Source organism: Actinomadura physcomitrii, from assembly GCF_008923205.2.
GTDB classification, from domain to species: domain Bacteria; phylum Actinomycetota; class Actinomycetes; order Streptosporangiales; family Streptosporangiaceae; genus Spirillospora; species Spirillospora physcomitrii.
The window spans coordinates 87,852-101,239 of sequence record NZ_WBMS02000005.1; the positions used below are offsets into that span (position 1 = coordinate 87,852).

Here is a 13,388-nt window from a genome sequence, read left to right on the forward strand (position 1 = left end):
TTGCGCTCGCCGAGGAGCGCTTCGCGGACGGGTTCCAGGGCTGGCGGCACCTCCTCGCCGCCCACCCGCCCGCCCGCGCGGTCTCCTTGCCGATCCCTCCGGTAGACGGGGAACGATATGGCCTGGCTGGACGACGACTATCCGCCGGTTCGGTACCACGAGGAAGAAGGGGAGGTCAGTGCGCTGTTCCGCCCCGCCGGGACCCCGGCCGACCTCGTCGCGCCGTCCGGCGCGCGGACCGGCTACCTCGCCACCAAGGCGTCGACTGGCGGCGAGTTCGGCCTGTACCGGGTCCGGATGGGGCCCGAGGCTGCCGGGACCAGCACCCACTTCCACAGAACGATCTCCGAGTCGTTCTACGTCGTGGCCGGAACGCTGCGCGTCTACGACGGCGACCGGTGGTCGAACGCGTCGGCGGGCGACTTCCTCTACATGCCCCCGCGCGGCCTGCACTCCTTCGGGAACGAGTCCGGCGAGCCCGTCGAATTCCTGATGCTGTTCTCGCCCGGCGCGGCCCGGGAAGGCTACTTCGAAGGCGTCGGCGACCTCGCCGGAATGAGCGACGAGGAACGGGCCGCCTTCTTCGTCCACCATGACAGCTACTTCACCGACATGGCCAAGGGCCCGTCCGCGCGATCATGGCGAGCCCCCACCGCGCAATGACGGGAAGTCGGCCCAGACGTGGCGTGGACGGCGCGTTCACGATACTCGGGATCGGACCAGATGCCTTGGCGGAAGTCGTGGCCATCGACAGTCTGACCCGAAGCCGGTATGTGGATGAGCCATCCGACGTCGATCACCACAAGCGGACGTTCGAGCTACTGCAGGGAATGCCGCTTTCTCAAGAGGATTCCCGCGATGATCGAACGAGTAGCGTCAGAAGTATGAGCGAGCGGATCCAGTGGCGGAAGAGCAGCCACAGCGGGGGCGATGCGACACAGTGCGTGGAGGTCGCAGGGCGGCGGCACATGATCGCTAAACGAGACTCGAAGGATCCGTTGGGGCCTGTGCTGGCTTTCAGTGCGGGGGAGTGGGCGGTGTCCCTTGGGGACGTCAAGCGTGGCCGGTACGACGCTTAGCGGACGTGGTCTGACCGCGAGGCGGTAGCGGTTCGTCAGGGGGACGCCGCCGCCTCCTGGTCGGGGCGGGTGCTGGTTCGGCGGACGATGGACCACGGCGCGGTCAGAGACGTCGGTTCGTCGCCCAGGGCTGCGCGCGCGCAGGTGGCGCCCTGGTCGCGGAGTGATTGCGCGACGGTCGTCAGCCCCAGGAGGGCCGCCACCGCCGCGTCGTCCCAGCCGGTCACCGCCACGTCGCCGGGGACGGTGCGGCCTGCGGCGCGGACGGCGTGCACGACCCCCGCCGCCTGCTGGTCGCTCATCGCGGCGATCGCGTCGGGCGGATCGGGGGAGGCCAGCAGGGCCGCCGCGAGCCGTTCGGCCTCGGCCGTGTCATTGCGCGAGCACACCGCGACCGTCACCTCGCGCCAGGCGATGCCGGTGTCCTGGGCCGCCTGCCGGTAGCCCTCCAGCCGCTCGCGGGTCACCGGGAACAGCACGTCCGCCGGATCGATGCCCGTGGTGATCGTGCTGATCCGGTCCCGGGAGAGCGGGAAGCTCACCACCGCCGGGCGTTCCGCGCCCGCGAAGGCGAGAGCGCCCACCGCGCGGGCCGCCGCGCGGTCGTCGATGCCGACCAGCGCGATCCCGGGGACCGCCGGACCTCCGTGCACCACCGCGGGACGCTTCACGGCCTGGACGGCGGACAGGACCGGGTCGTCGTCGGAGGTGGTCCAGACGACGAACCCGTCGACGGCGGCCTCGGTGATCCGCTTGCCGTCGTCGGCGGCGCCCGTGATCGGCAGGATCGTCATGCCGTACCCGCGGTCGGCGCAGACGTCGGCGATGCCCGCCAGGAAGGACGCCGCCTCCGGGTCCTCGAAGGCGTAGCTCAGGTGCTCTCCCATGACGACGCCGAGCGTGCGGGTGCTGCCGCGGCGCAGCGACCGGGCGCTCGGGTCGGGGCCGGCGTATCCCAGCCGGGCCGCCGCGTCGAGCACCTTGGAGCGGGCCCGGTCCGACACGCGCTCCGGCCGGTTGTAGGCGTACGAGGCGGTCATCACCGACACGCCGGCGAGCTCGGCCACCTGCGCGAGCGTCACCCGCTTCGAACCCGCGGACGATTCCATGGCGACCAGCCTAGCGAGGCTGTGTATCGTTACACATATGTCGGATATGCCCGTTCGGTCGCCGCGCCGCCTGATCGCTTCGGCGATCGTGGCCTTCGCGGCGTTCGGCGCCTTCTGGGGAGTGTGGGGCGCCTCGGTGCCGCGGGTGCGACAGCAGGCCGGCCTCGACGACGGCCGGCTCGGCTTCGCGCTGCTGTTCGTCGGCGCGGGCGCCCTCCCGGCGATGCTGCTGATGGGCCGGGCGCTCGACCGGTGGGGGCCGCGGGTGGCGGGCGCGGCCATCGCCGCGCTCGGCTGCGCCGGCACCGCGATGGTGCTGACCGCGGTGAACCTGGCGGCCCTGTGCACCGGGCTGGCCGTCGTCGGCGCGGCGAGCGGGGCCGCGGACGTGGCCATGAACGCGGTCGCGGGACGCGCTGAGAAGATCGCCGGGCGTCCCGTCATCACCCGCGCCCACGGCGTCTTCTCCGGTCTCGTCGTCCTCGCGAGCCTGGCCACCGGGGCGTTCGCGTCGCTACCGGTCGCGGTCCCGTTCGCCGCCGTGGCCGTCGCCTCCGTGGCGGCCGGCGCCGCCCTGGTCAGAGCCTTGGGCGCGGAGACCGTCGACCGAGCGCCCGAGCATGTCCCGCAAGGGCGGGGCCGGGTGGTTCCGTTCGTGCTCATCGGGACGCTGGGCGCGCTCGGGTTCGCCGGGGAGAACGCCCATCAGAGCTGGAGCGCGGTCTTCGCCCACGACGAGCTCCATTCGGGCGCCGGGCTGAGCGCCGTCGCGCCCGCGGTGTTCGCGGGCGCGGTCGCGGTCACTCGGTTCGCCGTCGGCGGGCTCGGAGCCGTCCGTGCCCGTGCCGTCCTCCTTGGCGGCGCGGCGGCCGCCGCGGCGGGCGCGGCCCTCATCGCGGTGGCGCCCACGCTGCTCGTCGCCGGGGCGGGGCTCGCGGTGGCCGCCGCCGGGACGGCGGTGCTGTTCCCGACCCTGCTCGGCGTCGCGTCCCGCGGCGTCGAGGAGTCCCACCGCGGCCGCGCGACCTCCATCGTCTCGACGACGTCCTACCTCGGGTTCCTCCTGGGGCCGGTCTACGTTGGGCTGTGGGCCGATGCCGTGGGCCTGCGCGGCGCCATGCTGGCGATCGCGGCGCTGGCCGCCGCGCTGCTCGTCCTCACTCCGGTGCTGCTGCGCCGCGCGGCTCGCCGGTGACGCCGGCGAGGGTGGTGGTGACGACCCTGCGGACGGCCTCGGCGTCCGGGCGGGGGCCGGTCCGGTCGGCGAACACCAGGTGCCCCGCGCCGACCAGCATAGGGGCGAGGGTGTCGATGTCGGCGCCGGCGGCGATGCGGCCGAGGTCGCGTTCGGCGGCGAGGTAGCGGGCGATCATGGCGGTCGCCTCGGACGCCAGCGGGACCCCGGTCGGCCTGGTCGCGCGGAGCTTGGCGCGCAGCTCGTCCCGCGAGGTGATGAGCGCGACGATGGCCACCGCGACCGACTCGAACACGGTGGTCAGGGCCTCGGCGAGGTTGCCGGTGACGGTCCCGGTCCCGGCCGACCCGCACAGCGCGGCCTCCTGCGCCTCGACGCGGGCGATGCGGTCCTCGACGAGCTCGGCGAGGAAGGTGTCGAAGTCGCTGAAGTGCCGGTGCAGGACGCCCTTGGCGCACCCGGCCTCGGCGGTGACGGCCCGGCTGGTCAGCGCGTTCGGCCCGGCGCGGAGCAGGACGCGCTCGGCGGCGTCGAACAGCTGCTGCCGCGCGTCCCGCAGGGCCACTCCGGTCGGCACAGTGCACCTCTCCCTCCGTGCGCCGTTGACGTAGTGGGCGACCGCCCATTTATAGTGGGCACATGACCACTCTACCGCCGGACCAAGCCCCCGCGCCCGCCCCCCACCGGCACCGGGACGTGGCCGAATCCTTCGGCGCCGACACCGAGCGCTACGACCGGACCCGCCCGCCGTACCCCGAGGCGCTGATCGAGCGGATCGTCGCGGGCAGCCCCGGCCGCGACGTCCTCGACATCGGCTGCGGCACCGGCATCGAGGCGCGGCAGTTCCAGGCGGCCGGATGCCGTGTCCTCGGCGTCGAGCCGGACGCGCGGATGGCCGGCTTCGCGCGGCGCACCGGCGTCGAGGTCGAGATCGCGACCATCGAGGACTGGGACCCGGCCGGGCGGACGTTCGACGCCGCCGTCGCCGGCACGGCCTGGCACTGGGTGGACCCGGTCGCCGGCGCCGCGAAGGCGGCCCGGGTCCTGCGCCCCGCCGGCCGCCTCGCCGTCTTCTGGCACGCGTTCCAGTTGCGGGCCGAGGTCATCGACGCGTTCGCCGCGGCCTACCAGCGCGTGGCGCCGGACTCGCCGTTCAACATGCGGGCGGTGAGCCGGGTGGCCAGGCAGGGGCTGGACGCCTACCAGCCGATCCTCGACAAGTCCGCCGCCGGGATCGAGGAGGCCGGCGGGTTCACCGCCCCCGAGCAGTGGCGGTTCGAGTGGGAGCGCACCTACACCCGCGACGAGTGGCTGGACCAGATGCCGACCCAGGGGACCCTCACCGGGCTGCCCTCCGATCAGGTAGCGGAGGTGCTGAACGAGGTCGGCGCCGCCGTCGACGCACTCGGCGGCGCCTTCACCATGCCCTACGCCACCGTCGCGGTCACCGCCACCCGCACCCCGACCGGCGCGAGTGGATGAGCGTGGCGATGATCACATCGGATGGTACTCAATAATTTGAGTAATCACTCGGGGTTATCGTCGGGGCATGTCGTTGCGTCACGCGGTGATGGCCGCGCTGCTGGAGGGCGAGGCGTCGGGGTACGACCTGGCCAAGGGGTTCGACGCGTCGGTGGCCAACTTCTGGATGGCCACCCCGCAGCAGCTGTACCGGGAGCTCGACCGGATGCGCGAGGACGGCCTCGTCCAGGCGCGGGTCGTCGAGCAGGAGCGGCGGCCGAACAAGCGGCTGTTCTCGCTGACCGAGGCGGGACGGCGCGAGCTGCGGGAGTTCACCGCCGGACCGCCGCGGCCGGGCGCGATCCGCGACGAGATGATGGTCATGGTGCAGGCCGTCGACGCCGGGGACGCCGAGGGCGTGCGGGCCGCCCTTGAGGAGCGGGTGGAGTGGGCGCGGGCGAAGATCGCCCGCTTCGAGCGGCTGCAGGTGAGGCTGCTGGGCGGCCGCACCGAGGAGGAGTTCCTCGCGCACGCCGAACGCGTCGGCCCCTACCTGACGCTGATGCGCGGCCTGGCGTTCGAGCGCGAGAACGAGCGGTGGGGCGAGTGGGCGCTGACCGTGCTGAGGCAGCGGGTCGGCTGATGGCGTACCTCAGGTACGTCGCGGTCGGGGACAGCCAGACCGAGGGCCTCAACGACGGCGACGAGCTGACCGGCTACCGGGGCTGGGCGGACCGGCTGGCCGAGCTGCTCGCGGCGCGGGACGCCGGCTTCCGGTACGCCAACCTCGCGGTGCGCGGGCGGCTCGCCGCGGGCGTAAGGGCGGAGCAGACCGACGCCGCGCTCGCCCTGGAACCGGACCTCGTCACCGTCATGGCGGGGATGAACGACCTGGTCCGGCCCGGCTTCGACGCGCGGGCCGTGGCCGCCGAGCTGGAGGCGATGCTGGCGGCGTTCACCGGATCCGGTGCCCGGGTGGTCACCTTCACCTTCCCCGACGTCGCCAAGATCGCGCCGCTGGTGCGGCGCCTGCGGCCGCGGGTGATCGACCTCAACGAGCGCATCCGGGCCGCCGCCGGCCACCACGGCGCCCTGGTGGTGGACACCTTCCCGCGTTCCGTGACGACAGACCCGCGGCTGTGGAGCCCCGACCGCATCCACGCGAGCCCGCTCGGGCACGCGCGCATCGCCGCGGCGGCCGCGCACGCTCTCGGGCTGCCGGGCGACGGCGCGTCCTGGTCCGATCCGCTCCCGCCGCTGCCGCCCGTGCCGGCATGGCGCCGGGCGGGCGCGGAGGCCGCGTGGGCGGGCAGGTTCATGGGCCCATGGGTCCTCCGGCGGCTGCGCGGACGCTCGTCGGGCGACGGCCGCACCGCGAAACGGCCCCGGCTCGAACCGGTCGTCCTGCCCTGAGGCCACCCGGCCCTGAACATCACCCGTCAGGGGCGTCGGGCAGCATGAGCATCCGTTGGAGGAGCATGTGCAGGTGGTTGCGGAAACGCTCCAGCTCGTCCGGTGAGATGTTCCGGTAGGGCCCGCTGGTGTCGGTCTCCTCGTCCACGCGCGTGCCGAGCGCGCGCTGGCTGAGGAAACCGGAGATGACCCAGGGGATCGTCCAGACCGTCAGGTCGAGGTCGACGTCGCCGGGGACCACCTCCCGCAGCGCCTCGACGATCCCGCCGAGCCGCGGCCGGACGTACACCTCCTCCAGGTCGGCGGTGTCGGCGGCGTCGCCGGTCCGCCGGTGCAGCCACAGCCCCAGATACTCGGGGTGCGCGGAGTAGAAGTCGACGTACTGGTCCAGCAGGCGCTCGACGCCCTGCCGGGTGGGGGTGAACCCGTTCGCGGCGCCCCCGACCGCCTTCTTCTCGGCGTCGGTGGCCCGGCGCATCACCTGCCGGTACAGCTCGGTCTTGCCGCCGGTCAGCCGGTCGACCGTGGCGGGGTCGACGCCCGCCCCGTCCGCGATCAGGCGCAGCGTCGTCCCGTCGAACCCGAGCTCGGCGAACAGCCGGGTGGCGGCGTCGATGATCCGATCCAGGTCGGCGTCGGAGCTCATACTCCCGACATTAGTCACGCACGGTAGCGAACCGTTTCCCGCAAGGTCATGGACCGGCCAAATCGTCGCCGCGATCAGCCTTCGTAGCCGTCGACGAAGCGGGCGAGGAGGCGCGCGAACTCGGCGCGCTCGGCGTCGCTCCAGTCGCGCATGGCCTTGGCGAAGTGCTCCTGGCGGGTGCGGCGGGTCGCCTCGACGACGGACCGGCCCGCCGGCGTCAGCTCCAGGTGGATGCGGCGGCCGTCCTCCTGGGACGCGACGCGGCGCACGTACCCGGCCTTGACGGCCTCGGCGACGATGCGGCTGCCCCGCGAGGCGTCGACGCCGAGGCGGGTGGCGACCAGGCCGACGCTCATCTCCTGGCCGGGGCCGTCGGGGCCCTCGTCGACGACGTCCACGACGTGCAGCACCTGCACGTCCACGGGCAGGTTGTGGTCCCGGATCGCCGCCCTGCCGAGCCGCTGGCGGGACATGCCGCGGCGCAGCTTGACCATGTTCCGCTCGACGGCGTGCAGTGCCTCGTCGGTCATGCCGGCCAGTGTAGTCCGGTTGCGTCTCTCATATCTGTGTGCATAGCATCTAGTTGCTTTCAGCATATATATGAGAGGTGCACATGACGGTCACCGAAGCGCCGGTCGGCATGAGCCACCGGCACCGGGTCCTGGTGTTCGGCGGGCTGATGCTCGCCGGGCTGATGTCGTCCCTGGACGCGACGGTCCTCAGCACCGCGCTGCCGACGATCGTCGGCGACCTCGGCGGGCTGGACCGGCTCGCCTGCGGACCGGCCGCTACCACCGGCTGCCCGCCGCCGGCACGGCGATCAGCGCCGCCGGCGTCGCCCTGCTCGCCACCATGGACGTGCGCACCGGCCTCGTTTCACCGCCGGGCTCTACATGACCGTCCTCGGCTTGGGGGCCGGGCTGTCGCAGCAGGTCGTCATGCTGATCGCACAGAACGCGGCGCCGAAGCGCGACCTCGGCCCGGCCAGTTCCGGCGTGTTCGCGTCCCGGATGCTCGGCACCGCCGCCGGGATGGCCGTGTTCGGCGGCATCGTCGCGAGCCGGTTCGCCGAGGAGATCGGACGCCGCGTCCCGGCCGGGAAGGTGCCCGCCTTCCGCGACGCGGTCCGGCCCGAGGTGCTCGGCACGCTCCCCGGGCCGGTCCGGCACGGCGTCGCCGAGGCGTTCGCGCAGGCGTTCTCCGAACCTCTTCCTCGCCGGGCTGCCGCTGCTGGCGGCCGGCCTGGCGGCGGCGGTGCTGCTGCCGGACGTCCGCCTCGGTCCCCGCGAGTGACTACCTCACCTCGAGGTCGGCGTCGTTGACCAGCAGCGCGACCTGCACCCGATTGTTCAGCTCCAGCTTCGTCAGCAGCCGCGACACGTACGCCTTCACCGTCGCGACGCTCAGCGACAGCTCCCGGCCGATCTCGCTGTTGGTCTTGCCCTGCCCGACCCGCACCGCGACCGCCCGCTCGCCGTCGCTCAGCCGCTCCAGCAGCTCGCGGGCGCGGGCCTTGCGCGGATCGGCCCCCGCGTCGGCGACGAACGACATCATCCGCCGCAGCACCGCGGGCGACAGCATCGGCTCGCCGGCCGCGACCTGCCGGATCGCCTGGATGATCTCCGGGGGCGGGGTGTGCTTCAGCAGGAACCCGCTCGCGCCCGCGCGCATCGCCCGCAGGATGTGGTCGTCGGTGTCGAACGTCGTCAGCAGGATGATCTCCGGAGGATCGCGGCGCGCCCGCAGCAGCTCGGTGGCGGCGAGCCCGTCCACCCTCGGCATCCGGATGTCCATCAGCACCACGTCCGGGCGGTGCGCGTTCACCGCGGGCACCGCCTCGGCGCCGTCCGCGACGTCCCCGACCACCTCCAGGTCGCCGGCGCCCGCGAGCATCATCGACAGACCGGACCGGACGAGCGCGTCGTCGTCCACGATCAGCACCCGGATGGGAGACGAGTCCATCCCCCAACCCTAGAGCCGCCGCACCGCGGCTACGTCCGCCGCAGCCGCCGGCCGCTGACCTCCCTCGCGGTCAGGCAGAACCACGCCTCCCGCTCGCCGCCCGGCCACGGATCGACCCGCACGGCGCGCTCCCTCTCCTCGCCCTCCAGAGGGCGGGCGCCCCCGCGCACCAGCACGCTCCACCCCTCGTGCGTGCCGTCCTCGAACGCGTCGACCTCGAACGCGGTCCGCACCTGCCCGCCCGGCACGGCGGTCAGCAGGCTCCGGTTCAGCCGCCCTTCCAGTGAGGTGCGGAACACCACCGACTCGCCGTCGACGGCGTAGTTCACCGGGACCATCGTCGGCCCCTCGCCGTCCTCGAAGGCGATCCGGCCGATGCCGCCCGGCGCGATGAGCCGCAGGCACTCCTCACGGTCGAGTTCCTCCAGGACGGGATGCACGGAGTCAGAAGCCATGTCCACGGCCATGCCCGCAACTTCCGGCCGCCATGCGTCCGGCCTGCGGCGACATGCGCGGCGGCTCAGCCGGGAAGGGGGAGGCGGGCGCGCAGCCGGAACCGGCCGTCCCCGGTCCGGCCGTGCTCCAGCGTGCCGCCGAGCAGCGCGACCCGCTCGCCGAGCCCCACCAGCCCCGCGCCGGCGCCGGGCAGCGCCGCCGGCGGCGGCCCCGGCGGGATCGGGTTCACGATCTCGATGGTCAGCGCCGTCCCGCCGGGCGCGTCGAGCATCACCCGGACCCGCTCGCCCGGCGCGTGCTTGCGCGCGTTGGTCAGCCCCTCCTGGACGATCCGGTAGGCGTGCCGCCCGACCCGGACCGGCACCCCCGCCGGGTCGGGCACCCGGTCGTCCAGGACCACCTCGCCTCCGGCGCCCGACGCCTCCCGCACCAGGGCGGGGACGTCGGTGAGCGCGGGCTGCGGGCGGTCGGCCTCCGCGCCGCCGGGGCCGCCGCGCAGCACCCCGATGACCTCGCGGAGGTCCTCCATCGCCTCGTAGGCGCTCTGCCGGATGACCCCGGCGGCGGCGCGCTGGTCGGCGGGCGCGTCCGGGCGGAACTCCAGCGCCCCCGCGTGCACCGCCAGCAGCGAGATGCGGTGCGCGAGGACGTCGTGCATCTCCCGCGCGATCCGCTCGCGCTCCAGCAGACGCGCCTCCTCCACACGGAGCCGCTGCCCCTCCTCGGCGGCGCGCGCCCGCTCCTCCATGGAGGCGATGAGCTGCCGCCGGGACCGGACCAGCATCCCCGTCGTGATCAGCACTCCGTAGAGCAGGCCGAGGATCACGATGCCCTCGCGGAACTGGTCCCAGGGCGAGGTGAGCCAGAAGAGCGCGGCGATCAGCGCCATGTTCGCGGCGGCGATCGGCAGGAGCGTCCGCCAGGGGCGCAACATCGCCAGCGAGTACATGGCGGCGGCGGTCGTGCCCAGCGTGGACGTGGCCGTCCACTGCGCGAACACCATCGTCACCGCGACGGCCACCGGGAAGCGCCGCCGGAACAGCAGGAGGAACACCAGGGAGACCGCGCCCGCCGACAGGTCCAGCGGTACCACGATCCGCTGGCCGGGCGTCGGGTCGTTCAGCGTCCCCTGGAGCAGCAGCAGGCCCAGCGCCGCCGCCCCCGCGGTGACGCCCAGGTCGCCGAGCCAGTCCCGCCACGGGCGCCGCAGGTCGAGCCGGGCGGCGAGGCCGGACGTGCCGGTCGCGGGGGAGGGGCCGGCGGAGTCCATGCCGCCAACGCTAGCGAGCCCGCGCCGGCCCCGGAGCGGTCCGGGGTCGGTGCGGGCCTCGACTTTGGTCGACGGTCCCGCCGGATCAGCGGCGGCCGGGGAGATGCCGCACACGCCGAGCGTGTACCAGCGGCGCGGGTACGGGGCGGGGGCGTCCGGTGCGTTCGTTGCGGGCGTTACGGGCATTGCGGTGCCGCGCGGGGCGGCGGTCTGGGGGATGACATGTGAGGCTCCTCGTTTTGGTTGATACACCTATAAATGAGAGGGCGGAAACGGGGGTGTGCGTGTCCGAGGCCGACAGGCCAGCGCCACCTGGGTCAGGTCGGCGGGGGAGAGCCGCCGCTCGTTCCGCCGCTCGGTCGCGTTCGCGCGGGACCTGGCGGCCCGCTGCGCGAGGACGAACGGCGCGGAGCTGCCCTACGTCAGCACCCGCAACATAAGGAGGCCATGGCCGGGCCGTCGAGCCGACGAAGGACCTGGACGAGGAGCTCGCGTTCCTGCTCACCGGCGCCGAATCGCGCTACGGGAGCGAGCGGTGACAGGGTGCCAGGCGGGAGGATGCGGCGTCAGCCGGCGGGACGGCCGATGCGCACCCGCCACAGCTCCGGCCCGGACTCCTCGTAGTCCCAGGTGAACGCGGCCGGGTGCGCCAGCTCGAACTCGCGCCGCAGGTGCTTCGGGTCGTGGTTGTTGACCAGCGCGAACGACTCGCCGGGCGCGAGCCGCGCGAACCGGGCGAAGATCCGCGGATGCCGCTGCCCGCGCGGGATCTCCCGGACGTCGATCTCGTCCGGCCGCTCCAGCCGCCCGCCGTCCAGCAGCGTGCACAGGTCGCCGGCCAGCAGGCCGAGGTCGGCGCCGGGGAGCGCGGCGAGCGCCGGCAGCAGCACCGCCTCCTCCACGGTGAAGTGCACGGCGAGGACGGCGGCGAGGCCGCGGGCGGCGCGCACCGGGTCGGCGGCGGAGGCGACCGCGCCCGCGAGCGCCTCGATCTCGGCGGTGGTGGCGCGCAGCGCCCGGACGAGCAGCCGCGTCTCCGGCGCGCCGGACGCGGGCGCGTAGAGCGCCTCATCGGCGGCGGCGAGGTGGCGGCGCAGCTCGCCGTCCAGGAACCCGGCCAGGACCGCGTGGTCCTGGCCGGGTTCGTGCTCGGCGAGCGCGGCGAGCCGGTCGAGCAGCCGCCGGTGCACGGCCCGCAGCTCGGTGGCCGCGCGGACGGCCGGGTCGGTCTCGGTGGCCTGGATGAACACGTCGGACATCGGTGCCCCTCTCTCGTCTGCCACGATTATTACATGTACTATTTGTAAAAACTCTGAAGGGGGCAGCGCCGTGACCTACGTGATCGCCGAGCCGTGCGTGGACGTCAAGGACCGGGCCTGCGTCGACGAATGCCCGGTCGACTGCATCTACGAGGGCGCCCGGTCGCTCTACATCCATCCGGACGAGTGCGTCGACTGCGGCGCCTGCGAGCCGGTGTGCCCCGTCGAGGCGATCTACTACGAGGACGACGTCCCGGACCGGTGGACGGCCTACACGGCGGCCAACGCCGAGTTCTTCGACGACCTCGGCTCGCCCGGTGGCGCGTCCAAGCTCGGCGCGCTCGACCGGGACCACCCCCTGATCGCGGCGCAGCCGAAGCCGGGGGAAGGATGAGCGCCATGGCCCCTGAACGCCACCGGCGCCGCGAGATCCTCGACGCCCTGCGCGACGCGGGCGCCCCGCTCGGCGTCGCCGACGTCGCCGAGCGGCTCGGCGTCCACCCCAACACCGCGCGCTTCCACCTGGACGCCCTGGTGGCGGACGGCGCCGCCGAGCGGACCCTCGAGCGGCCGGCGGGCCCCGGCCGGCCCCGCACCGTCTACACGGCCCGGCCCGGCATGGACCGCGGCGGCTCCCGCGCCTACCGGCTGCTCGCGCAGATCCTGCTCAGCCGGCTCGCGGCCGGGCCCGGCGGGCGCGCGGAGGCCGAGCGCGCCGGCCGCGAATGGGGCCGCTTCCTGGTCGACCGGCCGCCGCCCTTCACCCGGATCGGCGCCGGCGACGCGGTCGCGCGGCTCACCGGCCTGCTCGCCGACCTCGACTTCGCGCCCGATCCGGCCGGCGACGCCGTCCGGCTGCGGCACTGCCCGTTCCTGGAACTGGCCGAGGAGTACGGGCCGCTGGTCTGCGACGTCCACCTCGGCATCATGCGGGGCGCGCTGGCCGAGCTGGACGCGCCGGTCGAGGCCGAAGGGCTCGAACCGTTCGCCGAGCCCGCCGCCTGCGTCGCCCGCCTCCGGCGCACCTGAGCGTTCGCCGGCGCCGCTGACCCTCCGACTCCCCGCGAAAGGTATTCGACGACCATGAACGCGACCGCCGCCGCCACGGCAGGAGCCCTGACCTTCCTCTGGCTCGGGATGGTGCTCGGAATCTCGTTCCTCGAGGCGCCGCTGAAGTTCCGCGCGCCCGGCGTGACCATACCGATCGGGCTCGGCATCGGGCGCCTGGTCTTCCGCGCCCTCAACCTCGCCGAGATCGTGCTGGCCGTCGCGGTGGTCGCCGCGGTCGCCGCAGGCGGCCCGCCGGTCGCCGTCACCGTGCTCACCGCCGTGCTGGTGGTGCTGCTCGCGGTGCAGCTCGGCGTCGTCCGCCCGCGCCTGAACAAGCGGTCGGACCGGGTGCTCGCGGGCGAGGACGACCAGCCCCGCTCCCGCGGCCACCTGTACTACGTGGCGCTGGAGGGCGTAAAGGTGGTCCTGCTGGTCGCGCTCGGCGTCGCCGTCCTCGCCGCCGGCTGACCCCGGCCGGACGGCCCGCC

The 13,388-nt window shown here is 74.1% G+C and carries 18 protein-coding genes; 10 read left to right on the forward strand and 8 right to left on the reverse strand.

Translation table 11 applies throughout. The features are described from left to right. Positions 1-117 precede the first annotated feature (117 nt). Together F8568_RS08090 and F8568_RS50965 are read left to right on the forward strand one after the other, a co-directional pair. Positions 118-663: a cupin domain-containing protein gene (locus tag F8568_RS08090; RefSeq protein ID WP_151592869.1), complete on the forward strand. Its 546-nt coding sequence runs from the start codon at positions 118-120 to the stop codon at positions 661-663. Further along, positions 660-1,079, forward strand: a complete 420-nt coding sequence (locus F8568_RS50965; protein ID WP_407924461.1) for a DUF397 domain-containing protein — start codon at positions 660-662, stop codon at positions 1,077-1,079. The genes F8568_RS08090 and F8568_RS50965 overlap by 4 nt, the downstream gene beginning before the upstream one ends. 35 nt (positions 1,080-1,114) lie before the next feature. Here F8568_RS50965 and F8568_RS08100 read toward each other — a convergent pair whose 3' ends face one another. Then, complete coding sequence (locus F8568_RS08100) at positions 1,115-2,188, reverse strand: LacI family DNA-binding transcriptional regulator (RefSeq protein WP_151592870.1); 1,074 nt, start codon at positions 2,186-2,188, stop codon at positions 1,115-1,117. Positions 2,189-2,225: 37 nt separating this feature from the next. Here F8568_RS08100 and F8568_RS08105 point away from each other — a divergent pair, with 37 nt between their 5' ends. Further along, the gene (locus tag F8568_RS08105) at positions 2,226-3,383 is read left to right on the forward strand and encodes an MFS transporter (protein ID WP_236008526.1); all 1,158 of its coding nucleotides are present in this window, start codon (positions 2,226-2,228) and stop codon (positions 3,381-3,383) included. Here F8568_RS08105 and F8568_RS08110 read toward each other — a convergent pair. Then, the gene (locus F8568_RS08110) at positions 3,346-3,960 is read right to left on the reverse strand and encodes a TetR/AcrR family transcriptional regulator (RefSeq protein WP_151592871.1); all 615 of its coding nucleotides are present in this window, start codon (positions 3,958-3,960) and stop codon (positions 3,346-3,348) included. The genes F8568_RS08105 and F8568_RS08110 overlap by 38 nt on opposite strands. A 62-nt stretch (positions 3,961-4,022) precedes the next feature. Here F8568_RS08110 and F8568_RS08115 point away from each other — a divergent pair, with 62 nt between their 5' ends. From F8568_RS08115 to F8568_RS08125, 3 genes are all read left to right on the forward strand, one after another. Continuing rightward, the gene (locus tag F8568_RS08115; RefSeq protein ID WP_151592872.1) at positions 4,023-4,865 is read left to right on the forward strand and encodes a class I SAM-dependent methyltransferase; all 843 of its coding nucleotides are present in this window, start codon (positions 4,023-4,025) and stop codon (positions 4,863-4,865) included. 67 nt (positions 4,866-4,932) lie between these two features. Further along, positions 4,933-5,487 (forward strand): PadR family transcriptional regulator, encoded by a 555-nt coding sequence (locus tag F8568_RS08120; RefSeq protein WP_151592873.1) that lies wholly within the window; start codon positions 4,933-4,935, stop codon positions 5,485-5,487. After that, a complete protein-coding gene (locus F8568_RS08125; protein ID WP_151592874.1) occupies positions 5,487-6,257 on the forward strand; it encodes an SGNH/GDSL hydrolase family protein in 771 nt (256 codons plus the stop codon). Before F8568_RS08120 ends, F8568_RS08125 begins: the two co-directional genes overlap by 1 nt. 19 nt (positions 6,258-6,276) lie before the next feature. Here the strand turns inward: F8568_RS08125 and F8568_RS08130 are convergent, their stop codons facing one another. Together F8568_RS08130 and F8568_RS08135 are read right to left on the reverse strand one after the other, a co-directional pair. Continuing rightward, positions 6,277-6,903: a TetR/AcrR family transcriptional regulator gene (locus F8568_RS08130; RefSeq protein WP_151592875.1), complete on the reverse strand. Its 627-nt coding sequence runs from the start codon at positions 6,901-6,903 to the stop codon at positions 6,277-6,279. Positions 6,904-6,977: 74 nt separating this feature from the next. After that, the gene (locus F8568_RS08135) at positions 6,978-7,433 is read right to left on the reverse strand and encodes a MarR family winged helix-turn-helix transcriptional regulator (protein ID WP_151592876.1); all 456 of its coding nucleotides are present in this window, start codon (positions 7,431-7,433) and stop codon (positions 6,978-6,980) included. A gap of 378 nt (positions 7,434-7,811) precedes the next feature. Here F8568_RS08135 and F8568_RS08140 point away from each other — a divergent pair, with 378 nt between their 5' ends. Then, a complete protein-coding gene (locus F8568_RS08140) occupies positions 7,812-8,225 on the forward strand; it encodes a hypothetical protein (RefSeq protein ID WP_151592877.1) in 414 nt (137 codons plus the stop codon). On the opposite strand, the gene F8568_RS08145 is transcribed toward F8568_RS08140, so the two are convergent. The 4 genes from F8568_RS08145 to F8568_RS08160 form a co-directional block, all read right to left on the reverse strand. Next, positions 8,197-8,865: a response regulator transcription factor gene (locus tag F8568_RS08145; RefSeq protein WP_151592878.1), complete on the reverse strand. Its 669-nt coding sequence runs from the start codon at positions 8,863-8,865 to the stop codon at positions 8,197-8,199. The two genes, F8568_RS08140 and F8568_RS08145, sit on opposite strands and share 29 nt — an antisense overlap. 29 nt (positions 8,866-8,894) lie before the next feature. Further along, entirely contained in the window at positions 8,895-9,320 is a 426-nt protein-coding gene (locus tag F8568_RS08150; protein WP_151592879.1) for a pyridoxamine 5'-phosphate oxidase family protein, read from the reverse strand. Between the two features lie 65 nt (positions 9,321-9,385). Then, the gene (locus F8568_RS08155) at positions 9,386-10,591 is read right to left on the reverse strand and encodes a sensor histidine kinase (protein WP_160573545.1); all 1,206 of its coding nucleotides are present in this window, start codon (positions 10,589-10,591) and stop codon (positions 9,386-9,388) included. A gap of 566 nt (positions 10,592-11,157) precedes the next feature. Continuing rightward, positions 11,158-11,850, reverse strand: a complete 693-nt coding sequence (locus F8568_RS08160; protein ID WP_151592881.1) for a DUF2249 domain-containing protein — start codon at positions 11,848-11,850, stop codon at positions 11,158-11,160. Between the two features lie 70 nt (positions 11,851-11,920). On the opposite strand from F8568_RS08160, the gene fdxA reads away from it, so the two are divergent. From fdxA to F8568_RS08175, 3 genes are read left to right on the forward strand one after another with little or no spacing between them, the layout of a single operon-like run. After that, positions 11,921-12,244: a ferredoxin gene (fdxA, locus tag F8568_RS08165; protein ID WP_151592882.1), complete on the forward strand. Its 324-nt coding sequence runs from the start codon at positions 11,921-11,923 to the stop codon at positions 12,242-12,244. A gap of 5 nt (positions 12,245-12,249) precedes the next feature. Continuing rightward, positions 12,250-12,879 carry a helix-turn-helix transcriptional regulator gene (locus F8568_RS08170; protein ID WP_202124660.1) on the forward strand — a complete coding sequence of 210 codons (630 nt, stop codon included), beginning with the start codon at positions 12,250-12,252 and terminating at the stop codon, positions 12,877-12,879. 54 nt (positions 12,880-12,933) lie between these two features. After that, complete coding sequence (locus tag F8568_RS08175; protein WP_151592884.1) at positions 12,934-13,368, forward strand: hypothetical protein; 435 nt, start codon at positions 12,934-12,936, stop codon at positions 13,366-13,368. Positions 13,369-13,388: the final 20 nt, after the last annotated feature.

What these genes read in the sequence shown, in the direction of transcription:
- F8568_RS08090 (WP_151592869.1), top strand. Translation starts at nt 118, where the DNA reads ATGGCCTGGCTGGACGACGACTATCCGCCGGTTCGGTACCACGAGGAA.
- F8568_RS50965 (WP_407924461.1), top strand. Translation starts at nt 660, where the DNA reads ATGACGGGAAGTCGGCCCAGACGTGGCGTGGACGGCGCGTTCACGATA.
- F8568_RS08100 (WP_151592870.1), bottom strand. Translation starts at nt 2,188, where the DNA reads ATGGAATCGTCCGCGGGTTCGAAGCGGGTGACGCTCGCGCAGGTGGCC.
- F8568_RS08105 (WP_236008526.1), top strand. Translation starts at nt 2,226, where the DNA reads ATGTCGGATATGCCCGTTCGGTCGCCGCGCCGCCTGATCGCTTCGGCG.
- F8568_RS08115 (WP_151592872.1), top strand. Translation starts at nt 4,023, where the DNA reads ATGACCACTCTACCGCCGGACCAAGCCCCCGCGCCCGCCCCCCACCGG.
- F8568_RS08120 (WP_151592873.1), top strand. Translation starts at nt 4,933, where the DNA reads ATGTCGTTGCGTCACGCGGTGATGGCCGCGCTGCTGGAGGGCGAGGCG.
- F8568_RS08125 (WP_151592874.1), top strand. Translation starts at nt 5,487, where the DNA reads ATGGCGTACCTCAGGTACGTCGCGGTCGGGGACAGCCAGACCGAGGGC.
- F8568_RS08130 (WP_151592875.1), bottom strand. Translation starts at nt 6,903, where the DNA reads ATGAGCTCCGACGCCGACCTGGATCGGATCATCGACGCCGCCACCCGG.
- F8568_RS08135 (WP_151592876.1), bottom strand. Translation starts at nt 7,433, where the DNA reads ATGACCGACGAGGCACTGCACGCCGTCGAGCGGAACATGGTCAAGCTG.
- F8568_RS08145 (WP_151592878.1), bottom strand. Translation starts at nt 8,865, where the DNA reads ATGGACTCGTCTCCCATCCGGGTGCTGATCGTGGACGACGACGCGCTC.
- F8568_RS08150 (WP_151592879.1), bottom strand. Translation starts at nt 9,320, where the DNA reads ATGGCTTCTGACTCCGTGCATCCCGTCCTGGAGGAACTCGACCGTGAG.
- F8568_RS08155 (WP_160573545.1), bottom strand. Translation starts at nt 10,591, where the DNA reads ATGGACTCCGCCGGCCCCTCCCCCGCGACCGGCACGTCCGGCCTCGCC.
- F8568_RS08160 (WP_151592881.1), bottom strand. Translation starts at nt 11,850, where the DNA reads ATGTCCGACGTGTTCATCCAGGCCACCGAGACCGACCCGGCCGTCCGC.
- F8568_RS08170 (WP_202124660.1), top strand. Translation starts at nt 12,250, where the DNA reads ATGGCCCCTGAACGCCACCGGCGCCGCGAGATCCTCGACGCCCTGCGC.
- F8568_RS08175 (WP_151592884.1), top strand. Translation starts at nt 12,934, where the DNA reads ATGAACGCGACCGCCGCCGCCACGGCAGGAGCCCTGACCTTCCTCTGG.